At 60.8% G+C, this 19,935-nt stretch carries 10 protein-coding genes, 2 tRNA genes and 3 rRNA genes; 7 read left to right on the top strand and 8 right to left on the bottom strand.

Annotation, left to right across the window (positions count from 1 at the left end):
* Positions 1–23 precede the first annotated feature (23 nt).
* Positions 24–1,229: a YbfB/YjiJ family MFS transporter gene (locus CAL22_RS07605; protein ID WP_094811902.1), complete on the bottom strand. Its 1,206-nt coding sequence runs from the start codon at positions 1,227–1,229 to the stop codon at positions 24–26.
* 121 nt (positions 1,230–1,350) lie between these two features.
* Here CAL22_RS07605 and CAL22_RS07600 point away from each other — a divergent pair, with 121 nt between their 5' ends.
* Complete coding sequence (locus CAL22_RS07600; protein WP_094811901.1) at positions 1,351–1,932, top strand: TetR/AcrR family transcriptional regulator; 582 nt, start codon at positions 1,351–1,353, stop codon at positions 1,930–1,932.
* Here CAL22_RS07600 and CAL22_RS07595 read toward each other — a convergent pair.
* Positions 1,929–2,579: an HD domain-containing protein gene (locus tag CAL22_RS07595; protein WP_094811900.1), complete on the bottom strand. Its 651-nt coding sequence runs from the start codon at positions 2,577–2,579 to the stop codon at positions 1,929–1,931. The two genes, CAL22_RS07600 and CAL22_RS07595, sit on opposite strands and share 4 nt — an antisense overlap.
* A 98-nt stretch (positions 2,580–2,677) precedes the next feature.
* Here CAL22_RS07595 and CAL22_RS07590 point away from each other — a divergent pair, with 98 nt between their 5' ends.
* From CAL22_RS07590 to CAL22_RS07575, 4 genes are all read left to right on the top strand, one after another.
* Positions 2,678–4,189, top strand: coding sequence for a class I SAM-dependent methyltransferase (locus CAL22_RS07590; protein WP_244193810.1), 1,512 nt, complete (start codon positions 2,678–2,680; stop codon positions 4,187–4,189).
* Between the two features lie 295 nt (positions 4,190–4,484).
* On the top strand, positions 4,485–5,801 hold the full coding sequence (locus CAL22_RS07585) for an MFS transporter (protein ID WP_094811898.1): 1,317 nt from the start codon (positions 4,485–4,487) through the stop codon (positions 5,799–5,801).
* Between the two features lie 18 nt (positions 5,802–5,819).
* Entirely contained in the window at positions 5,820–6,839 is a 1,020-nt protein-coding gene (locus CAL22_RS07580; protein ID WP_094811897.1) for a histone deacetylase family protein, read from the top strand.
* Positions 6,840–6,951: 112 nt separating this feature from the next.
* The gene (locus CAL22_RS07575; protein ID WP_244193809.1) at positions 6,952–7,869 is read left to right on the top strand and encodes a LysR family transcriptional regulator; all 918 of its coding nucleotides are present in this window, start codon (positions 6,952–6,954) and stop codon (positions 7,867–7,869) included.
* 496 nt (positions 7,870–8,365) lie between these two features.
* Here CAL22_RS07575 and rrf read toward each other — a convergent pair.
* From rrf to CAL22_RS07550, 5 genes are all read right to left on the bottom strand, one after another.
* Positions 8,366–8,478 (bottom strand): 5S ribosomal RNA (gene rrf / locus CAL22_RS07570).
* Between the two features lie 136 nt (positions 8,479–8,614).
* A 23S ribosomal RNA gene (locus tag CAL22_RS07565) occupies positions 8,615–11,494 on the bottom strand.
* 290 nt (positions 11,495–11,784) lie between these two features.
* A tRNA-Ala gene (locus CAL22_RS07560) sits at positions 11,785–11,860 on the bottom strand.
* Positions 11,861–11,870: 10 nt separating this feature from the next.
* Positions 11,871–11,947, bottom strand: a tRNA-Ile gene (locus CAL22_RS07555).
* Positions 11,948–12,044: 97 nt separating this feature from the next.
* Positions 12,045–13,575 (bottom strand): 16S ribosomal RNA (locus tag CAL22_RS07550).
* The 16S, 23S and 5S rRNA genes sit together here with 2 tRNA genes alongside, the layout of an rRNA operon.
* A 979-nt stretch (positions 13,576–14,554) precedes the next feature.
* Here CAL22_RS07550 and rng point away from each other — a divergent pair.
* Positions 14,555–16,018, top strand: a complete 1,464-nt coding sequence (rng, locus tag CAL22_RS07545; RefSeq protein ID WP_094811895.1) for a ribonuclease G — start codon at positions 14,555–14,557, stop codon at positions 16,016–16,018.
* Between the two features lie 111 nt (positions 16,019–16,129).
* On the top strand, positions 16,130–17,692 hold the full coding sequence (locus tag CAL22_RS07540; RefSeq protein ID WP_244193808.1) for a GGDEF domain-containing protein: 1,563 nt from the start codon (positions 16,130–16,132) through the stop codon (positions 17,690–17,692).
* Positions 17,693–18,116: 424 nt separating this feature from the next.
* Here the strand turns inward: CAL22_RS07540 and msbA are convergent, their stop codons facing one another.
* On the bottom strand, positions 18,117–19,892 hold the full coding sequence (msbA, locus tag CAL22_RS07535; RefSeq protein WP_094811893.1) for a lipid A export permease/ATP-binding protein MsbA: 1,776 nt from the start codon (positions 19,890–19,892) through the stop codon (positions 18,117–18,119).
* Positions 19,893–19,935 lie beyond the last annotated feature (43 nt).

The following is a 19,935-nucleotide window of genomic DNA, read 5'->3' as shown; positions in this document are numbered from 1 at the left end:
TTTGTCTATTTTTAGACTTTTTGTCAAGCCAACGCCCGTACCGGACGCAGCCGCGCGAAGCCGAAATCCATGACAAAGGTCAGCCCCATAAAGGCTGCCCCCAGGGCGAACAACAGCCCATAATCCCCCCCCGACTGATTGAAAATCGCCGAATAGCCATAGGCGCTGGCGGCCTGTAGCACGGCAAATGCCGTCGTCGCCCGGCTCCAGGCCGCGGCTTGCTGGCCCACGCCCGGCAGCCACTGATGAATACGCGCCAGCATGGTCGGGGCAATGCCCGAGGGAAACGTCCCGAGAATCAGCGTCAGGCCGGCAAGTGCGGCGTGGTGCTCGACCCGTGCCAGCGCCAGCATCGCGGCCATCTGCGACAGCAGCATCAGACGCAAGGTGAACGTCGCGCCGAACCGGTCTATCAGGAGCCCGTAGAGCGCCGGACCCACCATGGCGCCCAGGCCATACAACACCCAGAAATAGGCGCCCTCGCTGGCGCCCAAGTGCCGCCCGCGCGCGATGTAGTCCACCAGAAACACCATGACCGGCACGAAGGCGGCCGCCATTAACGCGTACTGGATATACAGCAACGCGGCCACCGCGCTCCCGCCCGCCGCGGACGGCGGGGAGGACGCCCTGCCCGGGCCGCCGCGCGGGGCTGCCGGCGGCCAGGCTCTCCAGCTTGCCAGGGTGAGCAAGGCAGTGAAAGCTGCCAGGCCCAGCCAGGTGACGCGCAGGTCCCATTGCATCAACCAGGGCACCAATGTGCCGGAGACCACCACGCCCAGGCCCGCGCCCACGAAGATCACCCCACTGGCCACGCCGCGCCGCGCCACGGGCACATGCGGCAGCAAGGTCGAGGCGATCAGCACCATCACGACGCCGCCGGCAATACCCGATATCAGCCTCCAGGCGAAAAACCAGCTCAGCGACAAAGGAAAGGCGCAGCCCACAAAGGAAGCCGCCACCAGCACCAGCATCAGGCGCAGCACATGCACATCCGCCCAGCGCCGGGCCAGCGCGCGGCCACCGAGCGCGCCCACCAGATACCCGGCCAGATTGGCTGCGCCCAGATAGACGGCATCCGCCGCGGAGAACCAATGCGCCTCGATCAGGGCCGGCAGCAACGGGGTATAGACAAAGCGGGCCAGCCCGATGCTGATCAAGCTGGCGCAAAATCCCGCAAAGACGAGACAGCACACAAAACGGATTTCGCGCGAAACGCGGGGGAAAGACATGACTCGGCACCACAGAAAGCGCCGGGACGTCCGGCATTTTTGACACTCTAGTCAAATTTGACACTAGTGACAAGAATGACGTTTAATACCCCTACGGAGACACAGACAATATGAGGACACGATGGCAGGTGTACGCCAGTTCGATGAAGACCTCCTGCTCGATCAGGCCCTGGCCGTGTTCTGGCAGCACGGCTATTCCGATACGACCATGCAGCAACTGGCCGCGGCCACGGGCGTACAACGCGGCTCGCTCTACAACGCCTATGGCGACAAAGAGACACTGTTTCTGCGCGTCTTCGAGCGTTACCGCGCCTATTGGGTCGACACCACGCGCCAGCTCCTGGCGGTGCCCGACGCGCGCCAGGCCCTCGACGGTTTTCTCGCCCTGCTGATCGGCTCGCTGACCAACGAAACGCCAGCGCGCAGTTGCATGTCGACCAAAACGGCGATGGGGCCCGACATCGAGGATCCGGTCATCCGCGGCGCGCTGACCGGCCTGCTCGATGCCCTCGAGGCCCTGTTTGCCCAACGCCTGGCGACGGCCGCAGCCGAACTGCGCCTGCCTCCCGCCCAGGCCGCGCGGCTCTTCATCACGGCCACGCGCGGCCTGGTCGTGATCGAGCGCCTCTATCAGGACAAAACGCGTTTGCGGCAAACGGCCGACAGCCTGCTCGACGCCATGTTCGAGCCGCGCCAGCGCTAAACCCATTCCTGCGCGAAACGCGCGCAGAATCCGCGCATCCAAGCCAGCCGTTCGGCGCCCAGGCGGCGGCCCTGCGCCGTACACATCGTCTGCGGCAATCCCGCCAGCTTGACCTCGATATGGTCCAGCGTGTAGCGCCCATCGTCCGGCGCCCTGTCCCGCGCCAGCGGATCCTCGGGATGGGCCAGCGCGCGCCCGAGGGCGCCGCCAACGGTAAACATGCGTGCCAGGCCGACGGCGCCCAAGGCATCCAGACGATCGGCATCCTGGACGATGCGGGCCTCGATGGTGCGCGGCGCGACGGCCGCCGCATGGCTGTGCGCCTCGATGGCATGCTGCACGGCCGCGATCCGAACCGCGTCCAACCCGGCCGGCGCGAGTAAAACGCCGGCTTTATCGGCCGACAGCCGCGAGGCCTGCGCGCGGCGGGGATCGTTCTTAGGCAGGTTGACCAGGTCGTGCAGATAACACGCCACTCCCACCACGACCTCGTCGGCCTCGGGATACGCGGCCATCAGATCGCAGGCCGTCGCCCAGACCCGATCCAGGTGTTTCAGGTCATGCGCCGGATCCGCGTGCATCGATGCACGCGCCATCGCGCGTGCCTGTTCCAGCCAGTACTTCGTCTGCTCCTGCGCGTGCTGCATGCCGTCCTGCTCCCTAAGATATGCCTGAATTATCACTCCCCGCCCGGGTTGGCCTGCGCGGTGCGCCGCATGATTTGTCATTTTTGGGGTGGCCGAACATGCAAGCCTGGAATGCCGGATACATCACTGAAGTCCCCTACACCTACGGCTACTACCGCGAGCTCAACCCCCTCTGGCTCACATTCGTCATGGGTCTGGCCGGTTATCGTTTCCCCGCCACGGGCCATGCCTGCGAACTGGGCTTCGGCCAGGGGCTGAGCGTCAATATTCACGCCAGCGCCTCGGGATGGGACTGGCACGGCACCGACTTCAATCCGGCCCAAGCGGCCTTCGCGCAAGAACTGGCTCGCACGGCCGGGCACACCGCCTGCCTGCGTGACGACGCCTTCGAAGCATTCGCCCGGCGCGCCGACCTGCCCGACTTTGACTTCATCGCGCTGCACGGCATCTGGTCCTGGATACCCGACCACAGCCGCCAGGCCATCCTGGATCTCATCCATCGCAAGCTCAAGGTCGGCGGCGTTGTCTATGTGAGCTACAACGCCTTGCCCGGCTGGGCGCCCATGCTGCCCATCCGCCACCTGCTAGCCCTCCACGCCCGCAGCACAGGCGGCCCCCTGATCGCCCGTGCGCAGCAGGCGCTGGATTTCTGCGACCGCCTGCTCGCGGCCGAACCCCTCTATCAGCAACTTGCCCCGTTGATCAAGGAGCGGGTGCCCGCCTTGCGCGAACACCCCATGGAATACTTGCTGCACGAATACTTCAACAAACAATGGGAGCCGCAGACCTTCTCCAACGTGGCCGATTCGCTGGCCCGGGCCAAGTTGGACTTCGCCTGCAGCGCGGACCCTTTCGATCACGTCGAGACCCTCCACACGACCACCGAGCAGCAGGCCGTGCTCGCCGGCCTGGCCGACCCGGTGTTGCGCGAGGACGCCCGCGACATCATGGTTGGCCGGAGTTTTCGCAAAGACTGCTGGATCAAAGGCGCGCGCCAGCTATCCCCCGAAGAGCGGCAACACGATATCGCACAGCAGCGGGTGGTCCTGTGCACGCCGCGCAGCGCCATCTCCATGACCGTACGCGGTGCCACCCGTGAAGCCACGATGAAAGAGAGCGTCCACGAGCCCTTGCTGGATCTGCTCGAGCAGCACGGCCCGATCAGCATCGGCGAACTGCAATCCCGCCTGCAAGCGCAAGATATCGCCGCCTCGCAAACCCTGGAGGCCTTGCTGGTGCTGGCGGGCAGCGGTCATGTGCATCCGGTCCAGGACAGCACCGCCACCACCCGCCGCTTCTGCCGCAATCTCAACCGCCACGTATTGGCCCAAAGCGGCGATCTGCTTCAGTATCTGGCCAGCCCGGTCACGGGTGGCGGCATCGCCCTCGACCATGTCAGCCGCCTCATGCTCGAAGCCGTCCAGGCCGGTGGCGACCTCGATGCCTGGGTCGCACACGCCTGGCGGCGCCTCGACGCCAGCGGCCGCCGGCTCATGAAAGACGGCAACGCCCTGCCCGATGAAGCCAGCAATCTGGCCGAATTGCGCAGCCTGGCCGAACATTTCCAGGCCCAGCGCCTGCCCTTGATGCGGACACTGGATCTGATCTGACCCCCGGGGTTTCACTAATACCGCGGCAGCCGGGCACCGCCGACGCAGCGCGGCCGGCCGCCGGCACAGCCGGCTGAGCCATCCGGCCGCAGGCCGACAAGCCATTGATAATACGTACTTTTTCTCTCGACACTTGAGCCTGCGGACAGGCCTGGCGGAATGCCAGCGGCGCGGCCCATAATCAGCACAAATATGAAGAATAAATAAATAGAATTTTTCTTATATCCAGGGGCAGACGTATAAAGGCGGCGGCCATGCAGCAATCCCGCCAGCCTGTCTGCCTTTGAGAGAAAAAATGAAGGGGAATTCCCATACGGCCGGCCACCAGCCGGTGCGCGCGTCTACCGCCGCATTCGTCGGAACCATGATCGAGTGGTACGACTTCTACATCTACGCTACCGCGGCCGCGCTGGTCTTCGGTAAGCTGTTTTTCCCCTCTGTTGATGGTTTTTACGGCACGCTGGCCGCCTTCGGCACCTTCGCCGTGGGTTTCTTTGCCCGTCCCTTGGGCGGCGCGGTCTTTGGTCACATCGGCGACCGCATCGGCCGTAAAAAATCCCTGGTGATCACCCTGCTGATGATGGGTTCGGTCACGGTGCTGATCGGCCTGCTGCCCACCTATGCCCAGATCGGCATTTGGGCGCCGGTTCTGCTGGTCATCCTGCGATTCATCCAGGGCATCGCCGTCGGCGGCGAATGGGGCGGCGCCGTGCTGATGGCCGGCGAACACTCGCCCGACCAGAGCAAGCGGACCTTCTTTGCCTCTTTCGCCCAACTGGGCAGCCCGGCCGGCCTCATTCTGTCCATGCTGATGTTCAAGCTCGTCACCTCGATGGACGACGCGGCCTTCATGAGCTGGGGCTGGCGCGTGCCCTTCTTGTTCAGCGCCGCCCTGCTGATCGTGGGCTTTGCCATCCGCATGAGCGTCAACGAATCGCCGGACTTCCTGGCCGAGCAGGAGCGTAAAGCCAAGCTGGCCGCCAGCAAGCCGGCCGAAGAAAAGACCCCGCTGATGGAAGTGCTGCGCGGCGCGCCCGGTCTGCTCGTGCTGGCAGTCGGCGCCAACGTGCTGGGCATCGCCGGCTTCTACTTCACCAACACCTTCATGCTGGCCTATACGACGCAGTACGTCGGCCTGTCGCGCGCGGTCATCCTGGACTCGCTGCTGCTGGTGTCCATCATGCAGTTCTTCATTACGCCGCTGTCCGCGTACATCGCCAGCCGTATCGGCAACCGCCGCTTCCTGCTGATCACGTCCTTCCTGTCCATCCTGACGCCTTACGTGATGTTCAACCTGGTCGACATGGGCACGCGTACCTCGCTGACCTTCGGCGTCGGGACGGCCGTGCTCTTCATGGGCGCCTACTACGCCGTGATTGCCGGTTACGTCAGCGACAGCTTCCCCACCCGCATCCGCTACACCGGCATCTCCATGGCCTACCAGCTCTCGGGCGCCATCTTCGGCGGCCTCACGCCCATCCTGGGAACGATTCTGGCTCAGAAGTTCCAGGGCCACTGGTGGCCGCTGGCCCTGCTGTTTTCCGCCATCTCGCTGCTGTCGATGTTGTCGGTGGTCTTCCTTGCCAACCGCCGCCACAGCGCGGCGGTCTAAGCCGTACCGGAGTACACCATGAAAGCCTTCTATCACCCCGACCAGAAACTCCATCATCCGCAGACCTATTTCTCGCGCGGCATGATGCGTACCCCGCAGGAGGTTCCCTCCCGCCTGGACGCGCTCGTCGAAGGCGTGCGCAAACTCAAGTTCGATGTGATCGAGCCCGCCGACGCCGGCGCGGGCGCCATCAGCGCCGTTCACAGCCTGGATTACCTGCGCTTTCTGCAGGAAGCTCATGCCCGCTGGAAGCAATTGCCGGACGATTGGGGCAACGAAGTCGTCTCCAACGTCTTCGTGCGCGAGCCCAACGCCTTGCGCGGCGTGCTTGCGCAGGCAGCGCGCTACCTGGCAGACGGCAGTTGCCCGGTCGGTCCCAACACCTGGCGCTCGGCCTACTGGGCCGCGCAATGCGCCATCGGCGGCGCGCAGGCGCTGCTGGACGGCGATCGCCAGGCCTACGCCCTGTGCCGCCCGCCCGGCCATCACGCCCGCCGCGATGCCGCCGGCGGCTTCTGCTATCTCAATAACGCGGCGATCGCCGCCCAGATGCTGACGCAGAAGTACAAACGCGTGGCCATCCTCGATACCGACATGCACCACGGCCAAGGCATCCAGGACATCTTCTACGAGCGCAGCGATGTGCTCTACGTGTCGATCCACGGCGATCCCGAAAACTTCTACCCCGTCGTGGCCGGCTATGAAGATGAGCGCGGTGCCGGCGAAGGCCTGGGCTACAACATCAACCTGCCCATGCCTCACGGCTCGCCCGAAGCCGTCTTCTTCGACCGGCTGGATCAGGCGCGCCGCGCCATCGAACTCTTCCAGCCCGATGCCCTCGTGCTGTCGCTGGGCTTCGATGTCTTCGAGAAAGATCCGCAGGCCATGGTGGCGGTCAGTGCCGACGGTTTCGACCGGCTGGGCCAGGCCATCGGCGCGTTCGGGCTGCCGACCTTGGTCGTGCAGGAAGGCGGCTACTATATCGAAGGTCTCGAAAACAACGCCGAGCGTTTCTTCACGGGCTTAGCCCGCGCCTGAGGGCAGTCCTCATCAAGGCAGAAAGGCGGCTCAGGCCGCCTTTTTTTATTGCTCACGATCCGCCATGTCCACCGTACGCAAGACAACTCATTCGCCATTGGCTCCAGAACGCATGGACTGGAATCTGCTGCGTACCTTTATGTTCGTCGTGCAAGAGCGCGGCGTCAGCCGCGCCGCGACAGCGCTGCATCTGAGCCAGCCAGCGGTCAGCCAGGCACTCAAACGCCTGGAGCAAGCCGTCGGCGGCTTGCTGCTCTACCGCCGCAACGGCGAATTCCGTCTCACTGGCCTGGGCGAAGAAATCTATCAATTGGCGCGTGAGATGTACGGCATGGTGGCGCGCATCGACGACGCCGCCGCGCAGGAGCAGGATGAAGTCGCCGGGCCGCTGCGGCTACTGCTCATGAGCAAGATCCAGAGCACGGCCTACGACGATTTTCTGTGCCAGTTTCACCGCCGCTACCCCAAGGTCGAATTCCACGTCGACGTGATGCAGAGTGCCGCCATCCTCGATGCCCTGGCCAAGCGTCAGCCCGCGCTGGGCCTGTGCCTGTGCCGCAAAGAGATCGAAAGCCTGGAGCGCCGGCTGTTTCTGCGCCATCGCTACGTACTGGTGTGCGGGCGCAACCATCCCCTCTTCTCACGCCGGAATGTGCAGTTGGACGAATTGCGGGAACAGAGCTTCGTCTGTTTTGCCAGCGACCACCTCGGCAACACCCTATCGCCGCTGACGATCTTTCGCGATCAGGCGGGCTTTACCGGCCGCATTGTCGGCACCTCGCCGTACGTCGAAGAGATCCGTCGGATGGTGATCGCCGGCATGGGCTTGAGCTGCCTGCCCGAACACCTGATCAGCCAGGACGTCCTGGCCGGCGACCTCAAGCGCCTGCCCCCTGAAACCAATATCGCCGAAATCGACGTTTTCCTGGCCTGGCACAAGGAGCGCAAGCTAAGCGGCGCCGAACAGGCGTTCGTCACCTCGTTTGAGCGTTTTCTGGAGCGCACGCCGCTAGAGACTCGGGCGCTGTAAGCGCTTGGCGCGGCTGCGCAGCACGCCATGGTCGGGCGCAAGAGGGCCAGGGACGGTCACGCATGATGCGCCCCGAAAAAACAAAACCCGCAAGCACAAAACCCCGTAAACAGTGAGCGGTGCAGGGGGGGTTACGGCGTTTCTGGAGCGCACACTGCGAGAGACACAGCTGCGGTAAGCGGTGGGAGCGGCTGCGCGGCAAGGCGCGATCAGCAGCGCGAGGGCCAGGAGCGGTCACGCATGATGCGCCCCGCAAAAACAAAACCCCACAAGCACAAAACCCCGTAAACAGTGAGCAGTGAGGGGTTTACGCGTTTCGGGGAGCACGTGCCACGAGAGACGCGGGCACGGTAAGCGCGTGGAGCGGCTGCGCGGCAAGGCGCGGTCGGCAGCACGAGGGCCAGAGGCGGTCACGCACGTTGCGCGCGCCGCACAAACAAAACGCGCAAAACAAAACCCCGTAAGCGGATAGCTTACGGGGTTTTGAGGAATAAAAGCCTGACGATGACCTACTTTCACAGACGTACGTCCACTATCATCGGCGCGAAGGCGTTTCACTGTCCTGTTCGGGATGGGAAGGAGTGGGGCCACCTTGCTATGGTCGTCAGGCGTAACCGGCTAAGCGGTTGACGCATTGTCAACGGCTTGAATTTGGAAGAAGCAGCAACTGAGTTGCGTTGATGTATGTTCAGACGGCACTGGCGCGATATGGCCAGCAATCGTATATGTAAGACTAAAGAGTTATAGGATCAAGCCGCACGGGCAATTAGTATCGGTTAGCTTAACGCATTACTGCGCTTCCACACCCGACCTATCAACGTCCTGGTCTTGAACGACCCTTTAGGGGGATCTAGTCCCCGGGATACCTAATCTTCAGACGAGTTTCCCGCTTAGATGCCTTCAGCGGTTATCTCTTCCGTACTTAGCTACCCGGCAATGCCATTGGCATGACAACCGGTACACCAGAGGTACGTCCACTCCGGTCCTCTCGTACTAGGAGCAGGCTCCGTCAAGTATCCAACGCCCACGGCAGATAGGGACCAAACTGTCTCACGACGTTTTAAACCCAGCTCACGTACCTCTTTAAATGGCGAACAGCCATACCCTTGGGACCGGCTACAGCCCCAGGATGAGATGAGCCGACATCGAGGTGCCAAACACCGCCGTCGATATGAACTCTTGGGCGGTATCAGCCTGTTATCCCCAGAGTACCTTTTATCCGTTGAGCGATGGCCCTTCCATTCAGAACCACCGGATCACTATGTCCTGCTTTCGCACCTGTTCGACTTGTCAGTCTCACAGTCAAGCACGCTTATGCCATTGCACTATCAGCACGATTTCCGACCGTACCTAGCGTACCTTCGAGCTCCTCCGTTACACTTTGGGAGGAGACCGCCCCAGTCAAACTGCCCACCATGCACTGTCCCCGATCCGGATAACGGACCAAGGTTAGAACCGCAAACAAACCAGGGTGGTATTTCAAGGTCGGCTCCCTCGAATCTAGCGACTCGAGTTCTGCGCCTCCCACCTATCCTACACAGGCCGGTTCACAGTCCAATGCAAAGCTACAGTAAAGGTTCATGGGGTCTTTCCGTCTAGCCGCGGGTAGATTGCATCATCACAAACACTTCAACTTCGCTGAGTCTCGGGAGGAGACAGTGTGGCCATCGTTACGCCATTCGTGCAGGTCGGAACTTACCCGACAAGGAATTTCGCTACCTTAGGACCGTTATAGTTACGGCCGCCGTTTACCGGGGCTTCGATCAAGAGCTTGCACCCCATCACTTAACCTTCCGGCACCGGGCAGGCGTCACACCCTATACGTCGACTTTCGTCTTTGCAGAGTGCTGTGTTTTTAATAAACAGTCGCAGCCACCGATTCTCTGCGACCCCATCATGCTCAGCGCGCAGGCGCTTCACACTACCGGGGCATACCTTCTCCCGAAGTTACGGTATCAATTTGCCGAGTTCCTTCTCCCGAGTTCTCTCAAGCGCCTTGGAATATTCATCCCGTCCACCTGTGTCGGTTTGCGGTACGGTCTCGTACAGCTGAAGCTTAGAGGCTTTTCTTGGAACCACTTCCAATCACTTCGCGAGACATGCTCGCTCGAGCCACACCCTTGATTCTCGCGCCCGGATTTGCCTAAGCGCCATCTTCAATGCAGCAACAGGGACATCCAACACCCTGATGATCTTCCGCGATCCGTCCCCCCATCGCACTGTACGACGGTGCTGGAATATTAACCAGCTTCCCATCAGCTACGCATCTCTGCCTCGCCTTAGGGGCCGACTCACCCTGCGCCGATGAACGTTGCGCAGGAAACCTTGGACTTACGGCGAGGGGGCTTTTCACCCCCTTTATCGCTACTCATGTCAGCATTCGCACTTCTGATACCTCCAGCAGCCTTCACAAGCCACCTTCGCAGGCTTACAGAACGCTCTCCTACCGCGTGTACAAAGTACACACCCGCAGCTTCGGTTTATCGCTTAGCCCCGTTACATCTTCCGCGCAGGACGACTCGATCAGTGAGCTATTACGCTTTCTTTAAAGGGTGGCTGCTTCTAAGCCAACCTCCTGACTGTCTATGCCTTCCCACTTCGTTTCCCACTTAGCGATAATTTGGGACCTTAGCTGGCGGTCTGGGTTGTTTCCCTCTTGAGTCCGGACGTTAGCACCCGGTGCTCTGTCTCCCAAGCTGTACTTGCGGGTATTCGGAGTTTGCCATGGTTTGGTAAGTCGCCATGACCCCCTAGCCATAACAGTGCTCTACCCCCCGCAGTAATACTTGAGGCACTACCTAAATAGTTTTCGGAGAGAACCAGCTATTTCCAGATTTGTTTAGCCTTTCACCCCTATCCACAGCTCATCCCCTAGTTTTTCAACACTAGTGGGTTCGGTCCTCCAGCACGTGTTACCGTGCCTTCAACCTGGCCATGGGTAGATCATCTGGTTTCGGGTCTACACCCAGCGACTGAACGCCCTATTCGGACTCGCTTTCGCTACGCCTTCCCTATTCGGTTAAGCTTGCCACTGAATGTAAGTCGCTGACCCATTATACAAAAGGTACGCCGTCACCCCACAAGGAGGCTCCGACTGTTTGTATGCATACGGTTTCAGGATCTATTTCACTCCCCTTCCGGGGTTCTTTTCGCCTTTCCCTCACGGTACTGGTTCACTATCGGTCGATCACGAGTATTTAGCCTTGGAGGATGGTCCCCCCATCTTCAAACAGGATTTCACGTGTCCCGCCCTACTTCTCTTACGCTTAGTTCCACTATCTGCATTTCGTCTACAGGACTATCACCTGCTACGGTCAGACTTTCCAGACTGTTCGACTATACAAATAGCTAAATCGTAAAGGCTGTTCCGATTTCGCTCGCCACTACTTTCGGAATCTCGGTTGATTTCTTTTCCTCGAGCTACTGAGATGTTTCAGTTCACCCGGTTCGCTTCCACTGACCTATGTATTCAGTCAGGGATACTGCTTACGCAGTGGGTTTCCCCATTCGGACATCTACGGATCAAAGCTTGTTTGCCAGCTCCCCGTAGCTTTTCGCAGGCTACCACGTCCTTCATCGCCTGTGATCGCCAAGGCATCCACCATATGCACTTAGTCGCTTGATCCTATAACACTTGAGTCTTATAGGACGCTGAACATTTCGCGTTTGTGCCGTTCTTAAGTTCAAAAGCTCTGATCAGTTAAAAACCAATCAGCTTGAGACTTGGAACATAAATCATGCAATCACAACCCGTATCTATCTTCATCAGAGTTGCCCCTGACTACTCGATAAACACTTTACGTTGTGCTTCTTCCAAATTGTTAAAGAACAAATATAGCTGTCAGGCCTAAACCTAACGATTAACACTGCACGCAGTACTAATCGTTACCCTCAGGCTGCATCACCACAAATCAGTGGTGGAGGTGAACGGGATCGAACCGATGACATCCTGCTTGCAAAGCAGGCGCTCTCCCAGCTGAGCTACACCCCCATGTAATGCGTGGTGGGTCTGGTTGGATTCGAACCAACGACCCCCGCCTTATCAAGACGGTGCTCTAACCGACTGAGCTACAGACCCTAGACCTTCAAAATCTTCCCGGATCTGTTCGATCCTTCCAGCAGCTATATTCTAACAACCGATAAGCGTGGACACTTGACGCGAGCACTTAGCTCTTAAAGGAGGTGATCCAGCCGCACCTTCCGATACGGCTACCTTGTTACGACTTCACCCCAGTCATGAATCCTACCGTGGTAATCGCCCCCCTTACGGTTAGGCTAACTACTTCTGGTAAAACCCACTCCCATGGTGTGACGGGCGGTGTGTACAAGACCCGGGAACGTATTCACCGCGACATGCTGATCCGCGATTACTAGCGATTCCGACTTCACGCAGTCGAGTTGCAGACTGCGATCCGGACTACGATCGGGTTTCTGGGATTGGCTCCCCCTCGCGGGTTGGCGACCCTCTGTCCCGACCATTGTATGACGTGTGAAGCCCTACCCATAAGGGCCATGAGGACTTGACGTCATCCCCACCTTCCTCCGGTTTGTCACCGGCAGTCTCATTAGAGTGCCCTTTCGTAGCAACTAATGACAAGGGTTGCGCTCGTTGCGGGACTTAACCCAACATCTCACGACACGAGCTGACGACAGCCATGCAGCACCTGTGTTCCGGTTCTCTTGCGAGCACTCCCAAATCTCTTCGGGATTCCAGACATGTCAAGGGTAGGTAAGGTTTTTCGCGTTGCATCGAATTAATCCACATCATCCACCGCTTGTGCGGGTCCCCGTCAATTCCTTTGAGTTTTAATCTTGCGACCGTACTCCCCAGGCGGTCAACTTCACGCGTTAGCTGCGCTACCAAGGCCCGAAGGCCCCAACAGCTAGTTGACATCGTTTAGGGCGTGGACTACCAGGGTATCTAATCCTGTTTGCTCCCCACGCTTTCGTGCATGAGCGTCAGTGTTATCCCAGGAGGCTGCCTTCGCCATCGGTGTTCCTCCGCATATCTACGCATTTCACTGCTACACGCGGAATTCCACCTCCCTCTGACACACTCTAGCTCGGTAGTTAAAAATGCAGTTCCAAAGTTAAGCTCTGGGATTTCACATCTTTCTTTCCGAACCGCCTGCGCACGCTTTACGCCCAGTAATTCCGATTAACGCTTGCACCCTACGTATTACCGCGGCTGCTGGCACGTAGTTAGCCGGTGCTTATTCTGCAGGTACCGTCAGTTGCGCAAGTTATTAGCCTGCGCCGTTTCTTTCCTGCCAAAAGTGCTTTACAACCCGAAGGCCTTCATCGCACACGCGGGATGGCTGGATCAGGGTTTCCCCCATTGTCCAAAATTCCCCACTGCTGCCTCCCGTAGGAGTCTGGGCCGTGTCTCAGTCCCAGTGTGGCTGGTCGTCCTCTCAAACCAGCTACGGATCGTCGCCTTGGTGAGCCGTTACCCCACCAACTAGCTAATCCGATATCGGCCGCTCCAATAGTGCGAGGCCCGAAGGTCCCCCGCTTTCCCCCGTAGGGCGTATGCGGTATTAGCTACGCTTTCGCGTAGTTATCCCCCGCTACTGGGCACGTTCCGATACATTACTCACCCGTTCGCCACTCGCCACCAGACCGAAGTCCGTGCTGCCGTCCGACTTGCATGTGTAAAGCATCCCGCCAGCGTTCAATCTGAGCCAGGATCAAACTCTTCAGTTTAATCTCTGTGTTGCGCCATCAGTTTTACCCAATGACGACTTTCGCTTGCTCAAAGGAAGTGAGGTGATAGTTTCGAAAAACTAAACCTTACTTCATATATGAGCACTTGATAGTTTCGCTTCCCGACCAGGCCGAAACCCAGTCGTTGCGCACTCACACCAAGTGCCCACACTTATCGGTTGTTTAATTGTTAAAGAGCGGTACTGCCAACTGCACTTACTAAACTCGCTACCCACTTAACTTCGCGCAACTTACAGCGTCTTGCCTTGCTGTCGTCGCTGCGTCGTTGTCAGCAGCAGAGAAACGAGATTATGAAGAAGTTTTTTAAGTTTGTCAACTCGGCTTCGCTTTTTTTCGCGCCGCTCGCAAAATTTCTTCTGCTCACGCCTGCCTTGCCAACTCACCACTTCTTCAGAGACTCGCGTCCCTCGGATCACCTCTCGGCAACCCGTGCTTAGCAACTAGCGAAGCATCCTGCGTCAGGCGTCTTGCTCTTGCCACCGCAGATCAGGGTTAACCCTGACGTTTCGCTAACTGCCAAGCCCGAAACTATAACACAACTTTTGCAGATCATGCAACCGAAGCTGCTTTATTTCTACACCGTCGTGCAACACTGGAATCCCGGCCGGCGCTACGCCTAAACCACCCTCCCCGTGCCAGAGACCGCTTTCGCTTCCTGCGCCCCGCTCATGCGGCAATCGCTTTGGAACCCGAAAAACCATCTCGCTTCGGCCTCGCTACACCGGCTGCGTTGCGTTTGCATTGCTGTCTGTGCTGCGAGGGGGCGAACTATAGCACAGAAAAAAATCGCGTGTCACGGCTTTGACACCTTTTTCTGGAAAAAAGGGTTTTTTCTGGCGCGGGCACCGCCCGCAGGGGCGCCCGGCGCCCCCGGTCTGCCCGCCCTTGCCGCCCAAATGCCTGCGCCCGCGAGACTTACGATACCCTAGCGCATCCCTATATAAAGACACGGACAACAATGACTGAAGATATTCTGATCAACGTCACGCCTTTCGAGACCCGTGTTGCCATCGTTGCCCAGGGCGCGGTGCAGGAATTGCACGTCGAACGCAGTATTCAACGTGGCCACGTCGGCAATATCTACCTGGGCCGGGTGGTCCGCGTCCTGCCAGGTATGCAAAGCGCCTTCATTGATATCGGCCTGGAACGCGCTGCCTTCATCCATATTGCGGATCTCAGAGAGAATCGCCAGGAGCGCAGCCAGGGTCAGATCCCGACACCGATCGAGAAGCTGCTGTTCGAAGGGCAGACCTTGATGGTGCAAGTCATCAAGGATCCCTTGGGCACCAAGGGCGCGCGGCTATCCACCCAGATCAGCATCGCGGGCCGCATGCTGGTCTATCTTCCCCATGACCCGCATATCGGCATCTCCCAGAAGATCGACTCGGAGTCCGAACGCACGCAATTGCGCGAGCGCGTCCAGGCCCTGGTGCCGGCCGAGGAAAAAGGCGGCTTCATCGTGCGCACCCAGGCCGAAGGTGCCACCGACGAGGAACTCAGCGCCGATCTGGAGTATTTGCGCAAGCTGTGGGCCAGCGTACAGGCGGCGGCCCGCAGCCAGCCCGCCCCCACCGTCCTGCATCAGGATTTGACGCTGGCGCAACGGGTCTTGCGCGACATGGTCGGCCCGCACACCGGCGTCATCCAGGTAGATTCGCGCAGCACCACGGCCGCCCTGCAGGAGTGGGGCAAGGTCTACACCCCCTCCGTGCTTCCCCGCATCCGTCATTACAGCGGCGAGCGGCCCTTGTTCGATACCGCCAGCGTGGACGAGGAAATCGCGCGCGCGCTGTCGCGCCGCGTGGATCTGAAATCCGGCGGCTACCTCATCGTCGACCAGACCGAGGCGCTCACGACGGTGGACGTCAATACCGGCGGCTTTGTCGGCGGACGCAATTTCGACGACACCATCTTTAAGACCAATCTCGAAGCCGCCCAGGCCATCGCCCGGCAGTTGCGGCTGCGGAATCTGGGCGGCATCGTCATCCTCGACTTCATCGACATGGAGGACAGCGAACACCGCGATACCGTTCTGGCCGAGCTGAAGAAAGCCCTGTCGCGCGACCGCACCCGCATGACGGTCAATGGCTTTACACAGCTGGGGCTGGTGGAGATGACCCGCAAGCGCACCCGCGATTCGCTGGCGCATCAACTCTGCGAACCCTGCCCGATGTGCCAGGCACGCGGCAATGTCCGCACGCCGCGCACGGTCTGCTATGAGATCCTGCGCGAAATTCTGCGCGAGGCCCGGCAGTTCAACCCCAAGGAGTTCCGCGTGCTGGCGTCGCAAGGGGTCGTGGACCTGTTTCTGGAAGAGGAAAGCCAGCATCTGGCCATGCTGGGCGATTTCGTCGGCAAGCCCATATCGCTGGAAGTCGAAGGCGCCTACTCTCAAGAGCAGTACGACATCATCCTGATTTGATATTTATCAAATCCAGGGGCGCTATCCGGCGCTCGCCTGCGAATGTTTCCCCCTCTGGACGGTCTTAATAGGCAACCCGGTCGAGCAACGGCCGGCAGGAGGGGGAAATGAATGAGACGATCGAAGATCCGATTGCTGTATCTCATCGTCGCTTTGGCGATGTTGAGCGGTACCGTGGCGTTCGTGGCGGCGCTGGGCTCGGCCTACGCCGTGCAACGCGAACATCTGGTCGCGCAGGCCTTGTCCGCCAATCAGGCTTATGCGGCCAAGTTTGCCGAAGGCATTGATATCTACGTTGCCTCGGTGCAGCGCCAACTGGAGGCCAGCGCCCGACGGCTGCCGGCGCTGATGGACCAGCCGCAGGCCATGCAGGCCGAAGCGCTCAGGCTGGCCGAGCAATCCGACGGGGAATCCGTCGCCGCCATCGCCGACAGCGAAGACAAGGTCTTGGCCTATGCCTCGCTCACACCTGACGCGCACTCGAATCCGGGCACGCTGGCCGACCTGGAAATCGGCGACCGGCACAGCCGGAACAATGTGTCGGCCGCCTATCGGGCGGCATCGAACAAAATGGCCGTGGCTTTCACCGAACCCATCCTAGGCCCGGATGATAGCTATCTGGGCCTGGTCGGCGTGTCGACGTCGGTACGCCATGACAACCTGCTCAGCCGCCTGGTCGGCAATCATGCGCGCCCGGATGGCTTTTACGCCTATGTGGTCGATGGTGCTGGCGTCGTCATTGCGCATCGGGATCCCGCCCGAGTGGGCAGCAGCGAACGTGACAATGCCGCCGTCCAAGCGCTGTTACGCAAGGAACAGGGTGCCCAGCCCATTCTCAACAGCCGCGCAGAACCCTATCTGGCGGGCTACGCGCCGGTCACCACGGCTGGATGGGGCGTGGTGGTGCAAAGCCCGCAGGCGATCCTCACCAAACCGCAACGCGCCTTGCTGGCCCGCGCCGCCTTGTACTCGCTGCCCATCGCACTGATGTCCATCATCGCGGTATGCGCCCTGGCCTATTGGATCGCCCATCCCCTGGGCAAACTGGCCAACACCCTGCGCCGAACGGATCTGGCCAAGCCCCAGATGGCCGGCAATATGGCCCGCAACTGGTATTTCGAGGCACAGCAATTGGGCGAAGCCGTGGATGTCACCTTGGCCGAGTACCGTCAACGGCTGTCGTCATTGGACGCCGAAACCCTGGCCGACCCGATGACAGGGCTGTTGAACCGGCGCGGCCTGGCGCGAGAGATGGACCGCCTGCAGGCAAGCGCGCAACCTTTCGCCGCACTGGCGCTGGACCTGGATCACTTCAAGCGCGTCAACGATACCTACGGCCACGCCGCGGGAGACGACGTGCTCAAGACATTGGCCAGCGTGACGCGCGCCACGATCAGGCAGGAAGACAGCGCGTTTCGCGTCGGCGGCGAGGAGTTCCTGGTCCTGATGCCGGGGGCCGACCTGCCGAACGCGCTGGCCTTGGCGCAACGCCTGCGCGGCGCCGTGCAGGCCACGGCAATGCCGGGCGGCGTGGGCCATATCACGGTATCCATTGGCGTGGCGCTGTGGCCCGCCCATGGCATCGACACGCAAGTGGTGCTGGCCCATGCCGATCAGGCCCTCTACGAGGCCAAAAAGCAGGGCCGCAACCGGGTGGCGGCGCATACGGGCTGAAACGCGTCAGGGGCTCAAACGCGTCAGCCATTGCCGCCCGGCGGCGCGGGGCGTTCGCAGTAGCCCGCAGCCCGCCAGCGACCGCCGCCATCCAGGCAGGCGTCGACCGCAAGCTGATGTTCAAGCCAGACACCGGCGGCCGCCCCCGCCAGAAAGACCAGCAAAAGGACCAGCGCCCAACACCCTGCGCGTACGCCTCTGCGCACACCCGCCATGAACTCATGCCTCCCGATAGACCGCGTATTGTGCGGACGCGGTGCCGCAACGCGGGCTCCCCTGGCAAGAGTCAGACCAGATCATCGGCGCAAGACAAAAAAAACCGCCCTTTCGGGCGGTTTTGCCGGCAGGCCGGCGGACTCTCTTTGCCACAACAGTCTATCCGTCCTTGATGCAACCAGGCATGAAGGACGGTAAGCAATCGCGCTCAGTCGTCGCGAAACTGCATGTTGTAGAGCGTGGCGTACAAGCCGCCTGCGGCCAAGAGTTCGGTGTGAGGCCCTTGCTCGACGATACGTCCGGCATCGAGAACGATGATGCGGTCGGCGTTCTGCACGGTGGACAGACGGTGCGCGATCACCAGCGTGGTACGGCCGCGCATCAGGCGCTCCAGTGAGCTCTGAACCTGGCGTTCGGACTCATTGTCCAGCGCCGAAGTGGCTTCATCGAGGATGAGAATGGGAGCATTCTTGATGAGCGCACGCGCGATGGCCAGGCGTTGCCGCTGGCCGCCCGAGAGCCGCGCGGCATTCTCGCCAACCTGCGTGTGCATGCCCTTGGGCAGACCATCGACGAACGCTTTCAGGTTGGCCGCCTCCAGCGCGTCGCGCACGCGCTGATCATCGGCCTGGCCCAGCGCGCCATAACCCACGTTGGCCGCGATGGTGTCATCAAACAGCACCACGTCCTGGCTGACCAGCGACAGGTGCGACCGCAGGCTGCGCAACTGGACTTCGTTGATGGGCACATCATCGATCAGGATGCCGCCGTCGGTCGGCAGCACGAAACGGGGCAGCATGTTGACCAGGGTCGTCTTGCCACTGCCGGAACGCCCCACCAGGGCGACCGTCTGGCCGGGCTCGACCGTGAAGGACACATCGGCCAGCGTATCGCGGTCGGCATCGGGAAAGCGGTGCCCCACCTGCCGGAACTCGATCTTGCCGCGCACCGGTTCGGGCAATTGCCGCGGACCGTCATCGACCTCGGGGATCTGATCGACCAGCGTGAATACGCTTTCGGCCGAGACCAGCATTTTCTGCATCTTGCTGGCGAGGTTGGTCAGGCGCTTGATGGGATCGAAAATCTGCGCCAGCGCGCTCATGAAGGCAGCGAAGGCGCCCGCGGTCAGGGCGCCGGCGTTGGCCTGCCCCAGCGCGACCGCGATCACGGCGCCCACGGAGACGGCGATGCAGACCTGCGTCAAGGGGGTCAGGGCCGCATCGGCCACGGCGGTACGCATGGCGAAACGGCGCAAGCGCGCATTGACGTAGGCAAAGCGGCCACGCTCGGCGTCATAGCCGTCGAAGAGCTTGATGACGCGCTGCCCATCGATGCCTTCGCTGACCACCCGGGTGAGCTCGGCATTCATGTTGACGGTTTCGCGGTTGATGCGGCGCAGACGGCGGGCAAAGGTGCGCGCGATCCACACCGAGATCGGCATCACCACCAGGATGATCACCGTCAGCAGCCACGACATATACAGCAGCACGCAGACCAGCGAGATCACCACCAGGGTCTCGCGCACCAGCACGGTGATGACATCCGTGGCGTAGCCTGTCACGTTGCCGGCGTCGATGGTGAAGCGGTTGAGCAGCCGGCCGGTGTCGCCGCGCTTGAAATCCGCGTCGGGCAGCCCGAGCAGGCGGTCGAACATCTCGCGCCGGATGCCGAGCAACACATTGTTGGCCACCCAGGCCAGCAGGTAGTCGCTGAAAAAGTTACAAACGCCGCGGACAAAAATCAGGCCCACCACCGCCAGCGGCACGGACCAGATATATTGTGGTTTGTCGCCGGCAAAGCCGCCATCGATCAGGGGCTTCATGATGACGGCTAACGTCGGCTGCGTTGCCGCCGCCCCGGCCATCAACAGGACGGCCAGCAGCAGCCCCTTCCAGTAGGAGCCCACCCGGCTGTAGATGCGCTGCCACAGCACGGCTTTGACCGGTTCGTTGCCGGCGGTTGCGTCACGTACGCCAGAAGTCAAGGAAGCACTCGCTTTAATACAATCATGCCGGGATTGTACCTGC

The sequence above is a fragment of the Bordetella genomosp. 12 genome, from assembly GCF_002261355.1.
Classification (GTDB): Bacteria; Pseudomonadota; Gammaproteobacteria; order Burkholderiales; family Burkholderiaceae_B; genus Bordetella.
Note: the sequence above shows the minus strand (reverse complement) of the source record. Positions and strands in the feature narration are given on the sequence as shown.

Excerpts from the sequence above, each read along its gene's own strand:
- CAL22_RS07605 (WP_094811902.1), bottom strand. The coding sequence starts at position 1,229 with ATGTCTTTCCCCCGCGTTTCGCGCGAAATCCGTTTTGTGTGCTGTCTC.
- CAL22_RS07600 (WP_094811901.1), top strand. The coding sequence starts at position 1,351 with ATGGCAGGTGTACGCCAGTTCGATGAAGACCTCCTGCTCGATCAGGCC.
- CAL22_RS07595 (WP_094811900.1), bottom strand. The coding sequence starts at position 2,579 with ATGCAGCACGCGCAGGAGCAGACGAAGTACTGGCTGGAACAGGCACGC.
- CAL22_RS07590 (WP_244193810.1), top strand. The coding sequence starts at position 2,678 with ATGCAAGCCTGGAATGCCGGATACATCACTGAAGTCCCCTACACCTAC.
- CAL22_RS07585 (WP_094811898.1), top strand. The coding sequence starts at position 4,485 with ATGAAGGGGAATTCCCATACGGCCGGCCACCAGCCGGTGCGCGCGTCT.
- CAL22_RS07580 (WP_094811897.1), top strand. The coding sequence starts at position 5,820 with ATGAAAGCCTTCTATCACCCCGACCAGAAACTCCATCATCCGCAGACC.
- CAL22_RS07575 (WP_244193809.1), top strand. The coding sequence starts at position 6,952 with ATGGACTGGAATCTGCTGCGTACCTTTATGTTCGTCGTGCAAGAGCGC.
- rng (WP_094811895.1), top strand. The coding sequence starts at position 14,555 with ATGACTGAAGATATTCTGATCAACGTCACGCCTTTCGAGACCCGTGTT.
- CAL22_RS07540 (WP_244193808.1), top strand. The coding sequence starts at position 16,130 with ATGAGACGATCGAAGATCCGATTGCTGTATCTCATCGTCGCTTTGGCG.